The sequence below is a fragment of the Psychrobacter glacincola genome (genome assembly GCF_965118485.1).
Classification (GTDB): domain Bacteria; phylum Pseudomonadota; class Gammaproteobacteria; order Pseudomonadales; family Moraxellaceae; genus Psychrobacter; species Psychrobacter glacincola_D.
In genome coordinates this window covers 25,839-49,380 of sequence record NZ_CBCPJH010000021.1, presented here as the reverse complement: position 1 = coordinate 49,380, position 23,542 = coordinate 25,839, and the positions used below count along the sequence as shown (strand labels likewise).

Genomic DNA, 23,542 nt, shown 5'->3' with positions numbered 1-23,542 from the left:
TTATTAATTAAAACTATAGCTAGTTTATTATTCCGGCATCGCAGGCATACGTTCGACAGGTGTAACTGTGAGTGGCTTTGGTTTCTGTACTGGACTGTTAGCAGTACTATTATTAGTAGGTTTTTTTGCTGCATTCGTATCTTGTGGCGTTTCAACAGCTTTTGGGGGAGGTGGTTGGCGCTGTTGTGTGCTAGTCTTGACTGGCTTTTCCGATTTACCTATACCTGTATCTTCGTCATCAGTTTCAGTAACCCCTTCATCCATCATCTCTATAATGCTTTGCTTTTGTTTTTTAGATTTGGCGCGGTTATTAATCGAAACCCATTGGCTAGGCGTGTCTTTAAGCTGGGCTTTCATAAAGTCCATCCATACCGGTAATGCCGCTACGCCACCATACTCACGTCGACCAAGGGTTGAAGGTTGGTCAAAACCTATCCAGACGACAGTAGCATTGGTAGGATGGAATCCTGCAAACCAAGCATCTTTTGCCTCATTGGTAGTACCTGTCTTACCGCCAATATCATCACGCCCTAAAGATCTTGCTTTAAAGGCTGTACCACGCTGAATCACATCGCGTAAGATATCTGCCATCTCGAAAGCTACTCTGGGCTTCAAAATACGCGGTGCTTGTTCGGCTCGTACATACTGTATGACGGGTGCTTTTAGACGATCCGATTCCGGACTGGCATCATAGATGCTCAAGTCCATCTTAGTGCTTTCTATACTGCTTACTTCTGCTTTTATATCAGCATCTTTGTTTTCATCTGTAGATGACTTTTTAGTTTTATCTACCTTAGCATCCGAAACCGATTCTTTGTCTTCTGCTATTTTCGCCTCATGATTTTCAGTCAGCTTTTTATTAACGCCATCAAGCTGATCGTTAAAACATAGTGCACATGCTTGTTGAGGATTGGCTTGAAACAAAAGCTTGTTATTGTAGTTATAAATTTGTTCAATAAAATACGGTTGAATGCGGTGACCGCCATTAGCAAAAGTAGCATAAGCAGTGGCCATTTGTAATGGGGTTGCTTGACCAGCACCCAATGCTAAAGACAAAGTGGTGGGCAGCTTTTCTTTATCAAGACCAAATTCATCTAAAAGATCACGGGCATCAGAGATGCCAATTGCTTGTAAAAGGCGAATAGAAACCAAGTTACGCGATAAATAAAGTCCACGGCGTAGGGTAATATCTCCTAAGAAGCGACCATCAGAGTTTTTAGGTCTCCAATCGCCCACTTGAATAGGGCGGTCAGATACTATACTGTCTGGACGATAGCCCTTTTCTAATGCGGCGGTATAGACAAGCGGTTTAATAGTTGAACCTGGTTGACGCCAACCTTGCAGGGCACGGTTAAATTTACTGTGATTAAAGTCAAAGCCTCCAACCAGGGCACGAACGGCGCCATTATCAGGGTTTAAAGAAACTAAGCTACCTTGTACTTTGGGTATTTGACCTAATTGCCAATCACCACTGCTAGTCGGTATCAGACGAATAATGTCATTTTTACTCACAATTTGACTGGCATTACTCGGAAAATAGCCGATGCGATCTGCAGAAATATATTTGCGTGCCCAACTCATACCAGACCAATTGACAGTGGCGCTCTCACCTGAAGGCATTATTGCCTCAAAGCTACGGGCATTGACCTTAGTTACTTTGGCAGGTGTCATATTACTGTAGCGACTGAAATTCTCTAACGGTTCACCATTCGCTTCAGCACCGCGCCAGCCATGACGATGTTCATAAGCAACCAATCCAGATAGTACCGCAGTTTCTGCGTCTATCTGTGCTTGACTATCAACAGTTAAGCGCACGCGCCAACCGCCATGCATGACTTGCTCACCATAGCGCTCAACCAAGGCCGCCCGTGTCATTTCTGCCAAATAAGGCATATTAACATCCAGCTTTTCTTTATATAGTTTAATGCCGATAGGCGCGTTGATGGCTTCGTCACGCTGGGCTTTATCGATATAACCCAACTCATGCATACGACCAATGATCCAGTTACGGCGCGTGAGCGCACGACTTGGATTGGCAACAGGATTGTATTTAGAGGGTGCCTTAGGCAAACCTGCCAACATTGCCATCTCAGCAATGGTGAGGTTTTCTAGGGATTTACTATAATATTTTTTGGCAGCAGCACGAATACCGTAAGCGCCTTCACCTAAATAGATTTTATTGACATAAAGGGTAAGAATATCGTTCTTACTCAGCTCATCTTCGATTTTACGAGCTAAAAACAATTCGGTCAATTTACGATTTAAAGTGCGGTCTGAAGTTAAAAAATAGTTTTTGGCAACCTGCATGGTGATAGTTGAGCCGCCCGTTTGGCTGTCATCATCCGTGACAACCTCAGTAACGGCGCGACCCAATCCTTTAATACTGATACCACTATGTTGAAAAAACGAGGAATCTTCTGCTGCCAAAAAGGCATGGGTTAAGTTTTCTGGTATCTCTTCAAAGCTAATGGGTAGTGATAAGCGATTGCCATATTGTCCAATCAATTTGTCATCACGACTATATATCTGTAATGGCATCTCTAAATTTGCTGTTTTAATCTCTTGCGTGCTCGGTAAAGTTGGTGATAAATACATCGCCATACCATAAAAGCCGATAGGAACGGCAAGCGCTAATACAACCGCCAACGCTAAACAGGCAATGAATAGCCCCACCAAAAAGTGAACGAGACGAAAGGTGGTATTTTTTTTGGTCATAGTGAGACTTATCGATTTAGGTTTGCAACAGATAAAACACATTATACCTTGAACAAAATAGGCAAGTAATAATAAATGTGTAAGTTAGGCTAACTAGATAATTTAAATGCTTGAATCTATCTGCTAAGTAAAGTATTGTACCAAATTATTACAAATAACTATCAGATTGTACACTTAATATAAGGTATAGAGTTTGTGAGGCTATTTACTTCTAAAAGTCGACATTTAATTGGCGTGGATATTTGTACCACTTCAGTGAAGCTAGTTGACATACAGCGCCAACATGGCGTCTTTCACTTAAAGTCTTATGGTACTGAGATATTACCAGAAGGCGTAGTCATCGACAAACTCATTGTAGATACCGAAGCAGTAGGTAATACCATAGCAGGCTTGGCCAGACGTTGCCAAGCAGCAGGTAGCAGTGCAGCAACTGCCGTCTCAGGGTCAGCTGTGATTACTAAAATCATTGATATGGATATGGTGCTAAGTGATGTAGAGCGTGAAGCTCAAATTCGTCTCGATGCTGACCAATATATCCCTTATCCATTAGAAGATGTTAATTTGGACTTTGAAGTATTGGGTCCATCTCTTATCAATGATGACATGGTGCAAGTGCTCCTTGCTGCCTCGCGCTCAGAAAACGTTGACCAAAGAGTTGACGCTTTGACGTTCGGCGGACTGCAAACTAAAGTGATGGATATTGAGTCGCATGCTATCGAGCGGGCTTTTGGTTTGATGGCGGACAGTTTGCCAAACTTACCAGACTTGGTAGCGTTGGTTGATATCGGACACAATCAAACCACCTTATATGTTGCCAAAAATGGCGAATTTATCTATAGCCGAGAGCAGTTATTTGGTGGCAGTCAACTGACTGAAGCCATTCAAAACCGCTACGGTCTTTCCGCTGAAGAAGCTGCCATTAGTAAGCGCGAGCGTGCCTTACCTGACGATTATTATCCTGATGTCTTAACACCCTTTATAGAAAATACTATTCAACAGATTACGCGTTCACTACAGTTCTATTTTTCCTCAAGTCAATACAGCAGTATTGATCATGTGGTGCTTGCAGGCGGTAGTAGCTCCATTGCAGGTCTTGCGGGAATGGCGCAGCAGAGACTGGGTGTCCCTGTAAGCATTGCGAATCCGTTTATCAACATGACTATAGCGCCGCATATCGATAATGAGCAATTAGCGATTGATGCACCCAGCTTAATGGCCGCATGCGGTCTAGCGTTAAGGAGCTTTGACTAATGGCTCGTATTAACCTATTGCCCTGGCGGCAAGAAGAACGCGCACGCCGTAATAAAGAATTTATCACCTTGGTCGTGGCAGTGACGCTGTTGTCTTTGCTAGCAGCATTTGCAACGTGGAGTTATTTTAATAACGAACTTGATGAGCAATTGAATGCAAATGCCCTGATTGAGCAAGAGAATGCCCGCTTAGATAAGGCATTGGTCGAGATTGATAGCTTAGAGCAGCGCCGCGAGGATATCATCTCACGCATGCAAGTTATTCAAGACCTGCAAGGTCGACGCCCTGTACCTGTACGTTTATGGGACGATCTTGCTAAAGCCATTCCGCCAGCGCTTTATTTGACTAACTTAAAGCGTGAAGGAGATATATTGACGTTGACAGGTCTTGCTGACAATCCGAACGTGGTATCAAGCTTGATTCGCAATCTTGATAGCAGTAAATGGATGGGCAACTCAGCCGTGAGTAACATTCAACAAAATATCACCGCTTATCAAGCAGCGCCCATTTTAGGTAATACTTCTACTACTACTCCCGGTGAGCAACCGCGTCCTATTTATCCTGAAGACAGCTACGTACAGTTTGTGATAACGACCAAAGTGCAGTCGGAAACAGCCGTTCCTGTAGAGGGTGCTGATGGCAGCACTGTACCCGGAGGTGCGTCATGAAACTGACCCGTAAAAAGACCTTAGTCAAACTTAAAAAAACAGCGATCAAGCCAAAGAAACAATTTGATTTAAATGAGTTTCGTCGCAGTTTTGAATCGTTAGATTCTGAAAACTATGGCAGCTGGCCATTGCCTGTCAAAGTTACTGTTATTGGTTTTATTATTGCTTTGATTGCGGCTTTGTCATGGGCATTACCAATTAGCAGTAAAATCGATGAAATCACCGCAGCTGAGAGTCAGCAACAAACCTTGCTCGATAGCTACCGCGAAAAAGAATCGCGTGCACGCCATTTGCAAGCTTATCAAGCTCAAGTGATTCAAATGGAAGCTGAATTTAATACTTTGCTTGACCAACTACCAAAAGATACCCGCGTATCAGAATTGGTCGAGGGTATCAATATGACCGGCGTGGGCAGTAATATACGTTTCCAAGACATCTCGGTTGAGCCTGAAATTGAAAATGAATTCTTTATTGAGCAGCCGATCCGTATTGCAGCTTTGGGTGAATACCATCAGTTTGGCAGCTTTATCAGTGGTTTGGCCGCTTTACCAAGGATTATCACTATGCATGATTTTGAGGTCAGTAATCCGCAGCCAACCTTGGACGTTTTGCCAGAACTTAATTTGGTACTGCAAACTAAAACCTATCGCTCAAAAGAAGCGGACCCTGAAGGTGATGCAGCAGCTCCTGATGCAGCGGCTACTACTGAAGCAGCGCCTACCGATGCTGCTGCAGGAGGCAACTGATGACTATCCAGAAATTGTCTATGCCTAGATTAAGATTACTGCTGTTAACTGCTGCTGTTTTGTCCTTAAGCGCTTGTACCGACCGTATTGGTTTGGCAGAGCAAGCGATGGCAGATATCCGTAATCAGCCAGCGCAGCCGATTGAACCACCGCCTAAAGCTGAGCTGGTCGAAGATTTCGTTTATAGCGCCAGTGCGCAGCGTAGTCCATTTTTGCCGCCAAGTTTAGTGAACGTACAAGGTCCGACTACCTCTATAGATGGGGTACGTCCTGATATCACCCGAGTGAAAGAACCACTTGAGCAATATGAGCTATCGCAGCTTGTTTTTCGTGGTGTGGTGATTTCACCTGAAGGTCAGCAGTATGCTTTAGTACAGCGTCCCGATGGTTCAGTGGCTAGTGTTAAAGTGGGTAATTATCTTGGAATAAATGACGGTCGTATTGTTGAAATCACGCCGACTCAGATTAACTTGATTGAAATTGTGCCAGACAGCCGTGCTGGGTTTGTTGAAAAACCCCAGTCACTGGTGTCCCCTATAAGCTAAGTCGGCAGATTTTTTGAGGAATAAATAATGACAGTACGCAATAACAAGGTAATGATGATGAGCAACCGCGTATCTTCTACTTTTGCCATCTCGGCATTGGCAATGAGTATGGTAGCCGTAAGCAGCAGTGCCTATGCCGAGCAGCGCATCAACAATGTTTCTGTGGTGCAGACAACGCCTGCCGTAACCCAAATGCGTTTAGGGTTTTCAGGCGCGCCGGTATTGCCCGCTGCCTATCAGCTTGACAATCCTAGTCGCTTAGTGCTGGACTTTGAACAGGTACAAAACGGGCTTGCTAGTCGCTTTAATGAATATAATATCGGTATGGTCAATGAAGTCACCACATTAAACAGTGACAATACTACCCGTCTTATCGTTGGTCTAAAAAAGACTGGCAATTATACTACCGCGATTGACGGTAATGAGTTATTGCTAACGATTACCGACCCTAATCGTCCAGTAATTGCGCCAGTGGCTACCAAAGTAATTACCAGTGATCCGGTCCAAGATGTGCTTAATGGCAATTCGGCTATCACTACCACTGCTGTGGTTACACCCATTGTCGAAACCAGTAGCGTTGCGGTTGCGCCAATTAAAACCATTGTAACAAAAACCCAAGTGCCTGCTGACACTATGGTTGTACGTGTCAACCCTTTATTAAGCCCGCAACTTGCTTCTGCCCAAGTCAGTAAGCAATACAGTTATGATGGGCTAAGCGCTGTCAATTTTTCAGCAGGGAATGATGGCGGTGGCAATGTTAGTATCTCACTTGCTAATGAAGCCATTCCAGTAGACGTTCAACGTCAAGGTAATAAGCTGGTTGTGCGCTTGACAGGCAGTACTGTACCTAGAAATCTGCTACGCCGCTTAAATGTGAATAGCGGATTGGTCGATAGTATTGATACCAAAAATCAAAGTCAAAATGGTGTTATTACCATCAATATGAAAGAGGATTTTGAATACCAAGCTTATCAATCAGGTAATCAGCTAAACATCGGTATCAGAAAGCCGGAACTGTTACGCGAGCCGACTTTAGAAGAAAAAGTCTATACCGGTGAAGCGCTGTCTATGGAGTTTCAAGACGTTGAGATTCGTAGTGTTTTAGATATCTTGGCACAGTTTACAGAGATGAATATCGTTGCAAGTGATTCGGTCGCTGGTAATATTACTTTGCGCCTAATTAATGTGCCTTGGGATCAAGCGCTTGATATCATTCTTAAGAGTAAAAATTTGGGCAAACGTGAAAACGGTAATGTAATCTTGGTTGCGCCATCTACTGAGCTTGCGCAGCAAGAAGCTCAAGATCTTGAAGCACAGCAAGCGGTTGAATCTTATGCACCGCTGCGTACTGAATATATCCGTCTAAGCTACGCAAAAGCGGCCGATGTTTTAACCCTTATCTCCCAAGGTAGCGGTGGTGGTAATAACACAGGCGGTAGCAATACTGGTAGTAATAAGGCTGATAGTAATAACTTGCTCTCCAATCGTGGTACGGTAACCGTTGATGAGCGTACCAATACCTTGATCGTTAAAGACGTGGCAGCTAGCATTGAAAATATCCATAAGCTGATTGGTAAAATCGATATTCCTGTACGTCAAGTTATGATTGAAGCACGTATTGTTAGTGCGACTGACAGCTTTAGTAAAGAGATTGGTGTGCGTTGGGGTATCTTGTCAAATGGCGCTGCTAACAACCGTAACTTGTTAGTCGGTGGTAGTAATCAAACTTTATGGGATTTAAAAGATTTTGATGTGCAGACTACGACGATTAATGGTCAAACGGTCTCTTATCCTAAATACGATATCACTCGTCCTGACAATTTAAACGTTGATTTGGGTGTTGCTAATCCTGCTGGTCGTATTGCTTTTGGTCTGCTCGGTATCTCTGATTTTATGCTCGATCTTGAGTTGTCAGCCATGCAAGCGGACAACCGCGGTGAAGTGATTTCCACGCCAAAGATTTTGACCTCAGATAAACAAACGGCAAAAGTATCTTCTGGTACGCAGATTCCTTATCAAGAAGCATCAGCGAGTGGGGCTACGACAACCAGCTTTAAGGAAGCGGCTTTAAGTTTAGAAGCCACCCCAAATATTACCCCAGACGGTAAGATTGGTTTGCAGTTGTTAATTACTAATGGCACACCGACTATTATTAATAATCAGGTTGCTATTGCTGAAGACTCTATTTCAACCAACGTCATTGTTGAAGATGGTCAAACGATTGTATTGGGCGGCGTCTTTAAAAACCGTACTAATAATGGGGTCGATAAAGTACCGTTCTTAGGCGACTTACCTTATATCGGTCGCGCCTTCCGTAAAGATGTGCGCAGCAACACCAAAGAAGAGTTGTTGATATTTATCACACCGAAACTGATCAATGATGGTATTAGTCGCTTAGATTAGTATGTAAATTAGTTTTTAGCCATTAAAAAAGCAAGCGCTAAGGCTTGCTTTTTTAATGGCTAATTTTTAGGCTGGCAAGAATTTTACTAACAATAATCACCGCTCATTACTAGCCAGAATATCAATGACGTTGTATCATACCTAATTTAGCTGAGTGAGTACTATGGTCGAGGAATTACCGTCGGTATTTTTGGTAGGGCCGATGGGAGCAGGAAAGACCACAATCGGTAGATTATTGGCAAAGCAGCTAGGGCGGACGTTTGTAGATAGTGACTGGTATGTTGAGTCGCAGACCGGTGCTGATATTGCTTGGATATTTGCCAAAGAAGGTGAAGCCGGCTTTCGTGAACGGGAAACACGTGCGATAGATGAGCTGACGCAGCAACCGCAAATTGTCTTAGCGACTGGCGGTGGCGCTGTAATGGCAGCTGAAAATCGTGAGTATTTAAAAAAGCGCGGTATCGTTATTTATCTCAATGCGCCTGTTGATGTGCAAATGGCTCGTACTGCAAAAGATAAATCGCGTCCATTGTTACAACAACCGAATCCCAGAAAAATACTGCAAGGTTTATATAGTGCGCGCGATCCTTTATATCGGCAAGTGGCGCATATTATCATGCCAACAGGGCACACCTATCCACGGCACATGGTCAACCAATTAATGCAGCAACTTAACTCATTTTGCGCTTCTACCTCTGTTGCTTCGGAACCTGAAAAAGACTGATGTCAAAAGTAGTTGATGTAACAAATATTATTGAACACTTATTTATTTAGTTAACTTTTACTCGTAAGACTTAAGGGGATTTTCATGGCAACGCCACTGTATCATGCTAACTTGACAGTACATACGCAAAGTCATGACTATCCAATCGTCATTACTGAAGAAACGGCTACTGGTAACACCGCTAATGAAAACGCAATAGCAGAAAATAGCAGCATGGCTAGCCAAGTTGCCCCTTATATTAGCGGTCAGCAAGTATTGATTGTCACCAATGAGACTATTGCGCCGCTTTATCTTAAAGCCTTACAGGAGCCACTTGAAGCGCAATTTACTGTGCAGGTTTGTGTGCTACCAGATGGTGAACAATTTAAAAATCAGTCCAGTATCAATCAGATTTATGATGCGCTAATGGCAGCGCATTTTAATCGTGACGTCACCCTGATTGCGCTTGGTGGCGGTGTGATTGGTGATATGACAGGATTTGCAGCAGCAAGCTTTATGCGCGGTGTCAACTTTATTCAAATACCAACGACTTTGCTGTCGCAAGTGGATTCAAGTGTCGGCGGCAAAACAGGTATTAACCATCCGCAGGGTAAAAACATGATAGGCGCATTCTGGCAGCCGCAAATGGTATTAGCGGATATGAGCACGCTCAAGACTTTGCCGGCGCGTGAGCTATCAGCAGGGCTTGCTGAAGTTATTAAATATGCGTTGATTATGGATGTAGAGTTCTTGACTTGGCTTGAGTGCAATTTGCCTGCAATGATGGCATTAGACTTAGCGATACTTGGTGAAGCAGTGAAGCGCTGCTGTCAATACAAAGCGGATATCGTCGCAAAAGATGAAAGAGAGTCAGGAATACGTGCCGTATTGAATTTTGGTCATACCTTTGGTCACGTGATTGAAACTCATGAAGGCTATGGCAATTGGTTACATGGTGAAGCGGTCGCTGCTGGTATGGTACAAGCAGCTGTGCTATCACAACGAATGGGCTGGTTAACGAGTGATGATGTTGACCGTATCAAACGTATATTATTATTAGCTAACTTACCTATCGTACCGCCGCTTATTGCTGTAGACACAGCTTTGAGCTTAATGGGACACGATAAAAAAGTGAAACACGGACAAATCCGCCTTATTTTGTTAAAATCATTGGGCGAGGCGGTTTTAACCAATGATTTTGACCCTGAGTTGCTTACTGATGTGCTGTTACAACACGCGACTCATGCTGATTACTAGACATGATGCGCAAGCAATAACGGTAAGCCTTTTATAAATAGCATGAGCAGTTAGATCTCTACTGATTTTTATATTTTTTACGCCCTTATTTTAAGTATATCCTTACCAAGGACATCCCCATGGCAGCATCTCGTTCGACGACTCGCACCGCGAGCCAATCCTATCGCCGCCAAGCTTTGATTTGGTTGATAGCGACTTTGATGCTGGGCGTATTTACTGCGTTGGTATGGATGTTTAGTCAAACGCCAGCGATGGGAGCCAAAATAGAAAACGCCCCTATAGCAGCGCCAGAACCATTAAGCGCTGAGCTTGAGCAGCCATTAAAAATAGAATCGCTGCATGAGCTTGATACCGATGTACAGCCGATAAGCTTTGATGAAACCGTCCGCGATTTACGTAGCTACCCTGATGAGTTTAAAGACAAGCGTTATTTGCTTGCTAATAAAGGCAAGTGGACAGTACAGGTCATGAATGTCGCTGAAAATGACGTGATTGTCAGTTATTTAGAAGGGCGTGAAGACCGTAGTAAGTTTGCCTATTTCCGCTACCTTGATGAAAATAAGCAAGTACGTTATATGCTGACTTATGGACTGTTGAGTAGCCCACAAGAGGCGGTAGGCGCAGCCAAGCTCATAGATTTTAAGCTGCCTGCTAATGTACGTGTATTGCCTGAAGAAATTAACCGTTATGTCGGTATTATTGATAACTATGAACGTCCTGATGCTGTAAAAGATTTGAGCACCAAGCGCTCACGTGCTGTCAATCTGCGACCTACCAAACGAGAAGTACCATTACGTCAAAAAATACCAGTGGATAATAACAGCGAGCAAACAGCAAGTAGTGCGACCAATCGAAACTCTCAAGAATCTGCCAATAGCAGCACTGAAAGCATTCGTCAGTCAGCAGATACTTCTGACACCTTGGTAGTCAATGAAGAGCGTATTGTTGGTACAGAAGAGCAAGGTGCTACGACCTCAGTACCTAAAAATACTGATAGCAATATACCGAAGAAACCGCCTGTAGTCGCCACGCCTAAGCCGCCAGCTGCTAGTACTAATAACAGCAATTCTGGTAACGCCAATCCTAATAGTGCAAATTCTACTAACAAAAATCAAAATATAAGCTCGGCTAATAAAAATACTAACAGCAATGCTAACAGTGCAGCAGCAAAGGCTAATAACGATACTATTAAAGAGCTTATTCAAGAAAAGAGTAATTAACTCAAAAATGTAAATCTGTCTTGAAAAGCCCACTCAAACCTGTAGTGGGCTTTTTTTATAAATAATTTATTTATATGTTTTTAGCTCTTATATAACAAACAATAATATAAATGCTTACAAAATCTGCCGGATAAGTAAGCAGAAAATACTAGATTTTTTATCAATCATTGACTAGTATAAAGCTGGGCAACGTTCTGTATAGTTATCGTAAATGGCAATTTATGAGCCAATTATCTTATCAGGTTATATTCATTCTAAGATAAGCGATTAATAGAAAACATCGTATCTCAAGCGCTGCTACTTGCTAATTCTCTTATTATTATCCTTATTAGGATAATTAAGGCGCTTGAATATAAGCGTCTTATATTTATATCTGATGGATAAACTGCGTTCTCAGTGAATTGCTGATTTTATCATTTAAGGTTATAAGCTTCATATTGACTCTTATAATGAAATAAATGATAGTATTAAAGTGCTCAATATTTTGATTGTGTATGATTGATTCCTCATACTTTCATCAAGATTATTCTGTCTCGTTTGCCGTTAAATTAATGGCTTAAACGCCACTAGAATACATATAGGAGTGGTAAGTATTTTTATCATCCCCAAAGCAGAGACACTAAAGTTTAAGCACACGCTTTATTAATCCGGATATGTGAATATATTCTAGCCCGTTCTGCTTGCGGAAACCGGTTTGTGCATCACATTGATTGCATAGACTGCCGCTCACTTAAAAGGACCAGCTATGTCAATGATTTCCTCCCATACGCATTTGGCCTCGCCAGATGACTTTTCTGACAATTGCGGCTTTGGTTTGATTGCTCATATTGAGGGTCAAGCCAGTCATGATTTGGTAAAAACAGCTATTCATAGCCTAAGTTGCATGACCCATCGTGGTGGCGTGGCGGCTGATGGTAAAACTGGTGATGGTTGTGGTTTGTTATTAGCGACCCCAATTGCCTTCTTTAAAGGCATTGCAGCAGAGCTAGAGTTTAAGTTAACGGATAACTTTGCCGTTGGTATGGTGTTCGTTCATGATGATAAAATCCAAGCACAGCATAGCCAGCAAGTATTAAGCGACGAGATTACCGCACAAGGACTAGAGATAGCTGGCTGGCGCGATGTGCCGCTTGATTTAAGTATTGTTGGTGAAATTGGCCGTCAGACATTGCCAGATTTTAAGCAGGTATTTGTCAATGCACCGGATGGTTTGGCGGCAGATGATTTTAACCGTAAGCTGTTTGTGGCGCGTAAAAAAGCCGAGCAACGCTTGGTCGATGATGAGCTGTTTTATGTTTGCTCATTGAGTTGTCAGACTATCATTTACAAAGGTTTGGTGATGCCATCAGACTTGCCTGCTTTTTTTCTAGATTTGCAAGATGCGCGCTTGGCATCGCATATCGTGGTATTCCATCAACGTTTTTCAACCAATACGCTACCGCGCTGGCCATTGGCACAGCCCTTTCGCTATCTGGCGCATAATGGCGAGCTAAATACCATTACGGGTAACCGCAGCTGGTCTGAGGCGCGTACGCCAAAATTAAAATCAGAAAAACTGCCCAACTTGAATGAGTTAACGCCATTGGTAAATAGCAGTGGCTCAGACTCGTCTAGCTTAGATAATATGCTAGAAGTTCTGATGTCAGGTGGTATGAGCTTGTTTCATTCGATGTCGATTCTAGTGCCACCTGCTTGGCAGAATGTCGATAGCATGGACATGGACTTGCGCGCGTTTTATGAGTTTTATTCACAGCATATGGAAGCGTGGGATGGTCCTGCAGGTTTGGTCATTCAAGATGGTCGCTATGCGGTCTGTATGCTTGATCGTAATGGTTTGCGTCCATCACGCTGGGTGACGACGAAGAATGGCTATATTACGGTCGCATCAGAAGTAGGCGTTTGGGACTATCAGCCAAAAGATGTGCTCGCTAAAGGTCGTGTTGGACCGGGTCAAATGCTGGTCATCGATACGCAAACCGGTCAAATCATGGACACCAAAGCCATTGCGACCCTACTTAAAAAGGCGCATCCCTATCGTAAATGGCTACGTGACGAAGCAACTCGCATCCGCGATGATGAGCGCTTAGAAGAAGAGTTAGCGGCACAGGCATGTCGCGGTGAACCGCTAAAAGCACTGCAAAAGATGTATCACATCACCAATGAAGAGCGTACAGAAATCATCCGCCCTAACGCCGAAAACGCGCAAGAGCCAGTTGGTTCAATGGGTGATGATACGCCAATGGCAGTGCTGTCACAGCAAATCCGCCATGTCGGTGATTTCTTCCGTCAGCAGTTTGCACAGGTGACCAACCCACCAATTGATCCGCTGCGTGAAGCTATCGTTATGTCGCTACAGACCTGCCTCGGTGCTGAAACCAACGTGTTTGCACCATCAGCACGCGACGCCCATCGTATTATTTTATCGTCGCCAGTATTATCAGCAAGCAAGATGCAGCAACTTGAAACCTTGGATGATCCTGCCTTTAAGCTGGCACGTATCGACTTAAACTATGAGCGTACCTTAGACCTGTCTGCTGCCATTATGACTATCTGTGAGCAAGTAGCCAGTAGCATTCGCGCAGGTCATACATTGATTGTCTTATCGGATAAAGATATCGCAGCAGATAAAATCCCTGCTAACGCCATAATGGTCACAGGTGCAGTGCATCATTATCTCATTGCCCAAGGTATCCGTACCGATGCTAATTTAATTATTGAGACTGGTCTTGCTCGTGACTCGCATCAAGTAGCGGTATTAATTAGCTTTGGCGCGACCTGTATTTATCCTTATCTTGCTTATGACGTGATTGATGATTTGGTTGCCACAGGTGAGCTGCTTGGCGATCCAATTCAGGCAAGGGTAAATTTCCGTAAAGGCTTAGATAAAGGTTTACTCAAAATCTTATCAAAAATGGGTATCTCTACCATTGTGTCGTATCGAGGCGCGCAGCTATTTGAAGCGGTGGGTCTTTCTGAAGAAGTCGTTAACTTATGCTTTAAAGGTGTGCAAAGTCGTATTAAAGGCGCAACCTTTGCCGATTTGGCCGCCGATCAAGCGCAGCTCGCGGCCAATGCTTTTAAACGACGCGCACCACTAGATCAAGGCGGCTTGCTAAAGTTTGTCTTTAATAAAGAATATCATGCCTTTAATCCTGATGTGATTAATAGCCTACATACGGCGGTACGTACCGGTAATTATGACAATTACCGTCAGTATGCAGAACTCGTTAATAGCCGTCCGGTTGCTACTTTACGTGATTTATTACAACTTAAAACTGACAATCCTCTTAAAGTCGATGAGGTTGAAGATATCTCAGCCATTTTGTCGCGTTTTGACTCTGCTGGCATGTCGCTAGGTGCGCTATCACCTGAAGCGCATGAAGCTATCGCTATCGCTATGAATACTATTGGTGGTCGTTCAAACTCAGGTGAGGGCGGTGAAGACCCTGTACGTTACGGTACCTTACGTAACTCAAAAATTAAGCAAATTGCTTCTGGTCGTTTTGGGGTCACGCCCGCCTATTTACGCTCAGCAGAGGTCTTGCAAATCAAAGTTGCGCAAGGGGCAAAACCGGGTGAAGGTGGTCAACTACCAGGTGGTAAGGTCAACGCCTTGATTGCACGTTTACGTTATTCGGTGCCGGGTGTGACACTCATATCACCGCCGCCACATCATGATATTTATTCGATTGAAGATTTGGCACAGCTGATTTTTGATTTAAAACAAGTCAATCCTGATGCATTGGTTTCGGTTAAATTGGTGTCGCGTCCGGGCGTTGGTACGATTGCAACTGGGGTAGCAAAAGCCTATGCTGATTTGATTACCATCTCAGGTTATGACGGTGGGACGGCGGCGTCGCCCCTGTCTTCTATTCATCATGCTGGCTCGCCTTGGGAGCTGGGTCTTGCTGAAACCCATCAATCATTACGGGTGAATGGCTTACGTCATAAGGTTCGTATTCAAACCGATGGCGGTCTAAAGACAGGACTGGATGTGGTCAAAGCGGCTATTCTTGGTGCTGAAAGCTTTGGTTTTGGCACCACGCCGATGATAGCAGTTGGTTGTAAATACTTGCGTATTTGCCATTTAAATAACTGTCCAACAGGTGTTGCCACTCAAAAAGCCCAGCTGCGCGATGAGCACTTCATCGGTGAAGCTGAAATGCTGATTAACTTCTTTAAGTTTGTCGCAACTGAGACGCGAGAATGGCTTGCAAAGCTTGGCGTGCGAACCATGGAAGAGTTGGTTGGACGTACGGATTTACTTGATATATTAGAAGGCAATACTGCTAAGCAGCAGCATCTTGATTTATCGCCGCTACTGTTTAGCCATCCTGCTAGTATTGATAAAGCACAAACCTGTCAGGTTGAGCGCAATGAGCCATTTGATAAAGGCTTGCTTGCTGAGCAAATGATTAGCGATATGCTGCTGAATATTCGTCAAGGTAATGGTGGCGACTACAGTTATTACGTTGGCAACTGTGACCGCTCGATTGGCGCACGTATCTCAGGTGAGATTGCAGAGGTATGGGGCAATCTTGGCATGAGTGACAAACCGATTAAGCTACACTTAACCGGTACAGCAGGGCAGAGTTTGGGTGTTTGGAATGCGGGCGGCTTGCATATTGAGCTTGAAGGCGATGCCAATGATTATGTCGGTAAAGGGATGGCAGGTGGCGAGATTGTGATTTATCCGCCGAAAGAATCTAGCTTTGTGACGCAAGATACTGCCATTATCGGTAATACCTGCTTGTATGGCGCAACAGGCGGCAAGCTATATGCGGCAGGTACCGCAGGCGAGCGTTTTGGTGTTCGTAACTCAGGCGCTCATGCGGTCATCGAAGGCACAGGCGATCACTGCTGTGAGTACATGACGGGCGGTATTATCACCATACTTGGGCGTACCGGTCTTAACTTTGGCGCAGGCATGACAGGTGGATTTGCCTATGTACTCGATATGGATGGTGACTTCTTTGATCGTTGTAACCATGAGCTGATCGATTTAAATCGCATCTCAAGCGAGCAGATGGAAAGCCACCGTATCTATTTAGAACAAGTCATCGAAAGACATGTCGATAAGACGGGTAGCGCGTGGGGGCAGACTATATTGGCGGACTTTGAGCATTATGCGCGTAAGTTCTATTTGGTTAAGCCAAAAGCAGCAAACGTTGCAACCTTGCTTAAGACCACGACCGCTGATCCGCAATAATGGTGCCGATTTTTAATAGCATTTATGCAGGAAACTAAAAGTAATGGACAGCTTTTAGAAGTATATAACGCTATTTTAAAGAGGATTTATAGATATTTTGAGCAGGCAGATGACAGCCCGTACCAGTAAATTTGCCTCATTTGGGCTACAGATACCGACTGTCGTCAGCCACTATAAAAGACCCTTATATAAAAGAGACAATACCATGGCAAAACGCTTAGAAAATAGTTTTCAGTTTTTAGATGTGCCACGGCTTGAGCCGATTAAAAAAGACATCGCCACCCGTTCGACAGAGTTTGTTGAAATTTATCAGCCTTTTGAAAGTGAATCAGTCACGCAGCAATCGCATCGCTGCCTTGAATGTGGCAATCCCTACTGCGAATGGAAGTGTCCAGTCCATAATTATATTCCTAACTGGCTTAAACTTGCCGCTGAAGGTCAAATATTCCAAGCTGCAGAATTGTGCCATCAAACCAATACCTTGCCTGAAGTTTGTGGGCGTGTTTGTCCGCAAGACCGCTTATGTGAAGGTTCTTGTACGCTTAATGACGGCTTTGGTGCGGTAACGATTGGCAATGTTGAGAAGTATATTAATGACACCGCTTTTGCGCTTGGCTGGCGTCCTGATATGTCGGAGGTAGTTTGGACAGATAAGAAGGTTGCGATTATCGGTGCAGGACCTGCGGGACTTGGCTGCGCGGATATCCTTGTCAGAAACGGCGTCAAACCCGTTATCTTTGATAAGCGCCCAGAAATTGGTGGTTTATTAACCTTTGGTATTCCAGAGTTTAAAATGGAAAAAGACGTCATGCGCAACCGCCGTGTCATCTTTGAAGGCATGGGCATGGAATTCCGCCTTGAGACAGAAATCGGTACGGATGTCAGTATTGATGAGCTATTAGATGAATATGACGCTGTGTTTATGGGTATGGGCACTTATACCTATATGCGTGGCGGCTTTGCCGGTGAAGAATTAGAGGGCGTTTATGACGCCCTAGATTACCTGATTGCCAACGTCAATCGCTGTAATGATTGGGAAAAAGACCCCGCAGAATATATCGATTTTAAAGGTAAAAAAGTGGTGGTGCTTGGCGGCGGCGATACCGCAATGGATTGTAATCGTACCAGCATCCGTCAAGGTGCGCAGCAAGTCGTCTGTGCTTATCGCCGTGATGAAGAAAATATGCCTGGCTCACGTCGTGAAGTAGTCAATGCGCGTGAGGAGGGCGTTGAGTTCTTATTTAATCGGCAACCGACCGAAATCATCGGTCTCAATGGCAAGGTTAATGCGGTTAAAGTCGTTACTACGCAATTGGGTACACCAGATGAAAACGGTCGCCAGTATCCTGAGCCGATTGTTAATTCAGAGGAAATTATCCCCTGTGATGCAGTGATTATGGCATTTGGCTTTCGCCCAAGTCCGGCTGATTGGTTTGACTCACAGCAGATATCTATGGACACGTCCGGTCGGGTATTGGCAGCAGAAAAACAAACCTTTAAATTTCAAACTAATAATCCCAAAATATTTGCCGGTGGCGATATGGTGCGCGGCTCTGATTTAGTAGTCACGGCTATTTGGGAAGGTCGCGAAGCCGCTGAAGGGATTTTAGATTATTTAGAAGTGTAGTGATTATTTTGATTACTAGCCAAACGCTTACTTAGCTATAATTTTTTCTACTGAAATCCTAGGATGGTTTGACCTTTAACGTCTTTTATCTTTTAATAGGTAAAAGGCGTTATTTTTATACTCTGTTTAATTCCAATTTTTTTAATAATAAGAGACGAGCTGCGTGAAACAGACTATTTGGCAACGATTTACCGCACCGGTTATAGAGCCATATGCACGCTATCAGCATGCTGACGTGCTGCATGCCATACGTTTGGGCGTGGCTATTCTCGTTGCATTATTATTAAATAAGCTAACCCATTTGCCGCATGGTGAATGGACGACCATTACCGTGTTCGTGATATTGGGGTTATTGCAATATCAAGGGGCGATTTACACCAAAGCAAAAGAGCGCATATTGGGTACATTACTTGGTGTGGTGGTCGGCTTGAGTTTTTTATGGCTGATTCAGGATATCGGTGGCTGGTTGTGGTTATATTACATGCTGATTGCTATTATCAGCGGCATTATTGGTTATATAGCGGTCAAACAGCTTGGCTATGTTGGTTTACTCACGGGCATTACGATGTTGATGATTGTCTCGAGCCCCGAGCATAGCAATATTGCCCAAGACGGTCTCTATCGTGCTTTTAATATTTTAATTGGTGCAGCGGTTGCGGTTGCAGCGACCTTGATTTTACCGCTCAAATCCACCTTGATGTTTCGGTTTTTGATGGCGAGCAATCTTGATGCCTGTAGCGATTTATATGCTGGCGTTGGTCATCATATCGATGCGGAAGCTCTGACGGCTAAACCTTTTAAATATACTGAAGTCAGCCGTACTTCAAGCGTTACTTATTATGCCAGTCATGCGGTAGCTGATATTCCGGTGGATAAGGAGCTACTAAAAGCGCTGCAAGAAATTAACAAGCGCTTGCTTGCTGTTCGACCGCATATTGCTGCTACAGCAAGCGAAACGGGGCTTGATAAAGACACTATTGAGACCATTCAGCGTGCGCATCGCAATATTATCGGAACTATTGATTTATTATTAACGGCTGCGCCGCGCTTGGCAAATATCGAGATTGATGAGGAAAACCATATCTTGCTTATACATTATCAGCATGAGCTCACCCAAGCAATGCGTCATATGGCAGCGGTGTTACGCAGTCCGAGCGATGAAGTTTTTCGTCCTATTACTCGTATTATGGTCTCTGACTATCCAAGTGTGCAGCATTTAGCGTTTGAGTGGCAGGGCTATTTTTGGCTGACTCAAACCTTGCAAGCGCAATTACAACAGCTCAGTGATTTGTTACAAACGACCAAACCGCGCTGGTTTTCTGCCTCTGGTGTGCGCTATCAGCGCCGTGAACAGCGCCGTATCGAAGAGCATGGCGGCGAGACAGATTTACATTTATAGCTATAAAAAATCTATTTTATAAAAAATAGATATAGTCAGTAAAAAGTAATATCAGTACGTTACTGACTGCTGGTATCAATTTTTCTTGCTTGCTGTGCCTACGCAGACAGAGGCTGCAAAAAATTGATACCAGCAGTACCTTAGCGTTTTTAAGCTGTTTTAACTTTATAAAAAAAACGCTGATCAATAATGAGCAGCTTTTTTTTATAAAGTGTATTTTCAATGTATCGCTTTAAAGCTTAAATATAGAATAGCAATTAACGTCCCGTTTTTAGCTTATCCCAATACTGCTGATACACTTGCAATGCTTCATCACCGACATCTTCTTGGAATTCAGCTTTTGCTAATATTGCTTTGCTTGGATAGATGGTCGGATTGTTTCTGACTTCTTCTGGCATCAATTCACGGGCGGCGATGTTAGGCGATGCATAGCCAATCTCTTCACTAACGATTTTAGAGTTTTCTGGACGCAGCAGATAATCAATAAATTTATGCGCGGCATCGACCTGCTTGGCATTTTTAGGAATGACAAAGTTGTCCATCCAAAGAATAGCCCCTTCAGTTGGGTATTTATAGACCAAACTGGTCAGACCTTCGTTATTAGCGATAATCGCTTCGCCATTCCAAGTCATACCGATGCTGGTTTCACCTTCCATATACGGCATACGTGAAGCATCTGAGTTAAAGGTTTTAACATTTGGCATCAAAGTAGTAAGCTTCTGGTAAGCGGCTTTGATTTCATCAGGATTGCTGCTGTTACCAGAGTAACCAAGGGTCAATAGCGTCATACCAAACACTTCACGCATGTCATTCATCAGCATCACTTGACCTTTATATTCAGGACGCCATAGGTCATTCCAGCTATTCACCGTCGCTGGATCAATCGTTTCACCATTGATAGCCAATCCAGTGCTGCCCCACATATAAGGAATCGAGTATTTATTATCAGGGTCAACTTTGGTGTTGGTAAATGAAGTATCGAGATTTTTAAAGTTGCTCAACTTAGACTTATCAAGCTCTTGTAGCAGCCCTTCTTTTGCCATTTTTTCGACATAGTAGGTCGATGGAATCGCTAAGTCATATTGGCTAGAATCATCAAGTAGCTTGAGCTTGGCGTACATGGCTTCATTTGAATCAAAAGTGGTGTAATTGACCTTGATACCAGTCTCTTTGGTAAAACCATCAAGAATCTCTTGCGGCATATACTCTGACCAGTTATATAGGTTTAATGTCTCTGTACTGGTAGCAGCAGTATCGCTAGCGGCATTATCAGATTTGCTACAGCTGGTAATAGATAGCCCGATAGCGACGCACAGTAATGCTTTCGGCAGTATTTTAATAGAGGCGCGAGTAGAGCACTTGGCAGATGATAAATGGGACAAAATGTCTCTCCTAAATTAAGGCAAAAGATAAATAGCGGGCGCATGATGCCGTTATAACATCATTCATTATACGATTATGGTTATGGTAAGTCGAAATTTAAAGGCCAAGGGATTGAATCTACTGACTTTAAGGTGGATGACGGTCGCGATTGGCTCATATAACCATTATAATTAATCATGCTATGATTAGCGCGGCTAAACATTTGCCAAATACTCACTGGTGAATACTCCTTCTGCTGTATAAGTGGAGATTTCTAGTACGCCAATTTTATATAGCCAACTAAAATTATAAAGGATAAATAATAATGAATAAGACTGACGTTTCTATTCCCGCATTGCTCACTGATAAAGTCGCTATCGTTACTGGTGCCAGTCGCGGTCTTGGCGCACAGATTGCCACGCAGATGGCAGCGGCAGGGGCGAGCGTTTGCGTCAATTATCTTAATAGTAAAACGGCTGCTGAAACAGTCGTTGCTGATATTGAAGCGGCAGGCGGGCAAGCGTTTGCTTATCAAGGTGATGTGACTGATTTGGCACAAATGCAAGCGATGGCAGCGGAAGTGATTAAGCGTTTCGGGCGCATTGATATCTTGGTAAATAATGCTTTGCCGAGCTATCAGTTCAATCCAAGTGCTGATTACACCAGTATCGAAACCGTGCAATGGGCGCATTTTTCTCAGCAAATCGATGGTATTGTTCAAGGTGCGGTCAATACTGTACAAGCGGTATTACCGCAAATGAAGTCTCAAGGTATGGGTAAGATTATCAATATCTCAACCAACCTTATCTATAATCCAGTGGTGACGTATTACGATTACACGACGGCAAAGTCAGCGCTGATTGGGCTAACGCGCAATTTAGCGAGCGAGCTTGGTCAATATGGTATTCGTGTGAACTTGCTGGCAGGTGGACTGCTTAAAACCACTGACGCAAGTAAATTAACCACTGAAGAGGTATTTGATTATATCGCTACGACGACGCCACTGCGTCAAGCAACCTCAGTTGCCGACTTCGCTAACTCGGTATTGCTGATGGCGTCTGATTTAAGCTCGGCTATCACTGGTCAATCTATCGCAGTTGATGGTGGTTTAACAATGCCTTAATAATTGCACTACTTGCTAACTAAATTGATTTGATTATATAAGAGAGATGAGATGACTAACCGTAAACTTGCTGGAATTATTACCGCCGTGCTAGGTCTATGCGCACTCATTGCTTTCTTTAATTTTGGTATGGATACGCCGATTTTAAGCTGGCCATTAGAAGCATATCTTGGTGTGGCATTTACTATTGGCTGGTCAACTGGTATACCAAATTTTTTAGCGTATTTATTGGCAGCATTACTCTTTATTTTAGTTGCTGTTGGATTTTATAAGCTAGGCAGTTGGGTTTATGGGTTGATAGCGGGTCGAAATTAAATAGCTATAGAAATAGCTACTGAATGTTAAACAATAGAAAACCCTTACTAGATACTAGCAAGGGTTTTTGCGAATTAAAATTTTATTAATTGTCTAGTGTCTAGACTACAAGTAAATGCTTAACCACCGCTTGTATTCCATGCTCTTCAATCGTCCCAGTGACAAAATCCGCACGCTCTATCAGCTCGGGCTTTGCATCGCCCATTGCCACCGCATAACCGACCAAATCAAACATTTCTAAATCATTCAATCCATCACCAAATGCCATGCAGTCGCTTGCATCGACGTCAAAGTAAGCACACACATCTAATATACCGCGTGCTTTTGAGGCGTCAATCGGCAAAATATCAGCGACAATTTCATGCCAAGGTACCAGCTTTAAGTCTTGCTCTGCGAAGTTGACCTCCTGCATTTTTTTATCTTGATCATCAAAAAACACCGAGCACTGATATACGGTATTAAATCGGCAATAATCAGGGTCGATGATGCTACAGCTCTTTATTTTATCGTGGTATCTGTCTTGCCACTCATGTTCATCTGACCAGATAATGTTAGTAGCGGAGTCAAATTTATAGACCAAGCCGCTTTGCTGACAAAGCTGAGTAATGGCGGAAGACTGCTCATCGGATAATGGATAATGGCTGATAACGCGCTGATTATCAAAACTATATTGCCCATTCATACAGATAATGGCATCTAAAATGTCCGCCTCAAGCAGTGCGATGATATCAAGTGGCAATATCGGCTTTGATCGTCCGGTTGAAATGACCAGTTTGATATCTGTCTTTGCCAGCGCTTCAAGGGTCTCTTTATTATGCGCGGCAATCACACCGTCACGGCTTAAGGTATCATCGATATCGAAAAAGATGATTTTGGGGGTAGGTGTTTTATTATTCATAATGGCTTTGGCAGTCCTATTTATATTAAGTGTTAGAATCCTACCATTTTTAGTGATTTAAAACGTATTAACCATAAAGAGGTAGTGTTGGTATGATGAAA

The 23,542-nt window shown here is 43.5% G+C and carries 16 protein-coding genes; 13 read left to right on the top strand and 3 right to left on the bottom strand.

Going from position 1 to position 23,542, the window contains the following annotated elements; all coding sequences use genetic code 11:
• Positions 1-27: 27 nt before the first annotated feature.
• On the bottom strand, positions 28-2,715 hold the full coding sequence (locus ACMHKH_RS09235; RefSeq protein ID WP_413520346.1) for a penicillin-binding protein 1A: 2,688 nt from the start codon (positions 2,713-2,715) through the stop codon (positions 28-30).
• A 195-nt stretch (positions 2,716-2,910) separates the two neighbouring features.
• Here ACMHKH_RS09235 and ACMHKH_RS09230 point away from each other — a divergent pair, with 195 nt between their 5' ends.
• From ACMHKH_RS09230 to ACMHKH_RS09180, 11 genes are all read left to right on the top strand, one after another.
• Positions 2,911-3,966: a pilus assembly protein PilM gene (locus ACMHKH_RS09230; protein ID WP_413520345.1), complete on the top strand. Its 1,056-nt coding sequence runs from the start codon at positions 2,911-2,913 to the stop codon at positions 3,964-3,966.
• Positions 3,966-4,634: a PilN domain-containing protein gene (locus tag ACMHKH_RS09225; RefSeq protein ID WP_413520344.1), complete on the top strand. Its 669-nt coding sequence runs from the start codon at positions 3,966-3,968 to the stop codon at positions 4,632-4,634. Before ACMHKH_RS09230 ends, ACMHKH_RS09225 begins: the two co-directional genes overlap by 1 nt.
• Positions 4,631-5,380 carry a type 4a pilus biogenesis protein PilO gene (locus tag ACMHKH_RS09220; protein ID WP_413520343.1) on the top strand — a complete coding sequence of 250 codons (750 nt, stop codon included), beginning with the start codon at positions 4,631-4,633 and terminating at the stop codon, positions 5,378-5,380. Before ACMHKH_RS09225 ends, ACMHKH_RS09220 begins: the two co-directional genes overlap by 4 nt.
• Positions 5,380-5,925, top strand: a complete 546-nt coding sequence (locus ACMHKH_RS09215) for a pilus assembly protein PilP (RefSeq protein ID WP_413520342.1) — start codon at positions 5,380-5,382, stop codon at positions 5,923-5,925. The genes ACMHKH_RS09220 and ACMHKH_RS09215 overlap by 1 nt, the downstream gene beginning before the upstream one ends.
• A 27-nt stretch (positions 5,926-5,952) precedes the next feature.
• Complete coding sequence (gene pilQ, locus ACMHKH_RS09210) at positions 5,953-8,328, top strand: type IV pilus secretin PilQ (RefSeq protein ID WP_413520341.1); 2,376 nt, start codon at positions 5,953-5,955, stop codon at positions 8,326-8,328.
• Between the two features lie 163 nt (positions 8,329-8,491).
• On the top strand, positions 8,492-9,052 hold the full coding sequence (gene aroK / locus ACMHKH_RS09205) for a shikimate kinase AroK (protein ID WP_413520340.1): 561 nt from the start codon (positions 8,492-8,494) through the stop codon (positions 9,050-9,052).
• Positions 9,053-9,136: 84 nt separating this feature from the next.
• Positions 9,137-10,288, top strand: coding sequence for a 3-dehydroquinate synthase (gene aroB, locus ACMHKH_RS09200; RefSeq protein WP_413520339.1), 1,152 nt, complete (start codon positions 9,137-9,139; stop codon positions 10,286-10,288).
• 119 nt (positions 10,289-10,407) lie between these two features.
• Positions 10,408-11,508 carry a hypothetical protein gene (locus tag ACMHKH_RS09195; protein ID WP_413520338.1) on the top strand — a complete coding sequence of 367 codons (1,101 nt, stop codon included), beginning with the start codon at positions 10,408-10,410 and terminating at the stop codon, positions 11,506-11,508.
• Positions 11,509-12,253: 745 nt separating this feature from the next.
• On the top strand, positions 12,254-16,717 hold the full coding sequence (gene gltB / locus ACMHKH_RS09190; protein WP_413520337.1) for a glutamate synthase large subunit: 4,464 nt from the start codon (positions 12,254-12,256) through the stop codon (positions 16,715-16,717).
• A 205-nt stretch (positions 16,718-16,922) separates the two neighbouring features.
• Positions 16,923-18,344, top strand: a complete 1,422-nt coding sequence (locus ACMHKH_RS09185) for a glutamate synthase subunit beta (protein ID WP_413520355.1) — start codon at positions 16,923-16,925, stop codon at positions 18,342-18,344.
• A gap of 163 nt (positions 18,345-18,507) precedes the next feature.
• A complete protein-coding gene (locus ACMHKH_RS09180) occupies positions 18,508-19,743 on the top strand; it encodes an FUSC family protein (RefSeq protein WP_413520336.1) in 1,236 nt (411 codons plus the stop codon).
• A 257-nt stretch (positions 19,744-20,000) separates the two neighbouring features.
• On the opposite strand, the gene ACMHKH_RS09175 is transcribed toward ACMHKH_RS09180, so the two are convergent.
• Positions 20,001-21,125, bottom strand: a complete 1,125-nt coding sequence (locus tag ACMHKH_RS09175) for an extracellular solute-binding protein (RefSeq protein WP_413520335.1) — start codon at positions 21,123-21,125, stop codon at positions 20,001-20,003.
• Between the two features lie 305 nt (positions 21,126-21,430).
• Here ACMHKH_RS09175 and ACMHKH_RS09170 point away from each other — a divergent pair, with 305 nt between their 5' ends.
• Positions 21,431-22,228 (top strand): 3-oxoacyl-ACP reductase, encoded by a 798-nt coding sequence (locus ACMHKH_RS09170; protein ID WP_413520334.1) that lies wholly within the window; start codon positions 21,431-21,433, stop codon positions 22,226-22,228.
• 51 nt (positions 22,229-22,279) lie between these two features.
• On the top strand, positions 22,280-22,543 hold the full coding sequence (locus ACMHKH_RS09165; RefSeq protein WP_413520333.1) for a hypothetical protein: 264 nt from the start codon (positions 22,280-22,282) through the stop codon (positions 22,541-22,543).
• A 100-nt stretch (positions 22,544-22,643) separates the two neighbouring features.
• Here the strand turns inward: ACMHKH_RS09165 and ACMHKH_RS09160 are convergent, their stop codons facing one another.
• Positions 22,644-23,441, bottom strand: coding sequence for a Cof-type HAD-IIB family hydrolase (locus ACMHKH_RS09160; RefSeq protein ID WP_413520332.1), 798 nt, complete (start codon positions 23,439-23,441; stop codon positions 22,644-22,646).
• Positions 23,442-23,542: the final 101 nt, after the last annotated feature.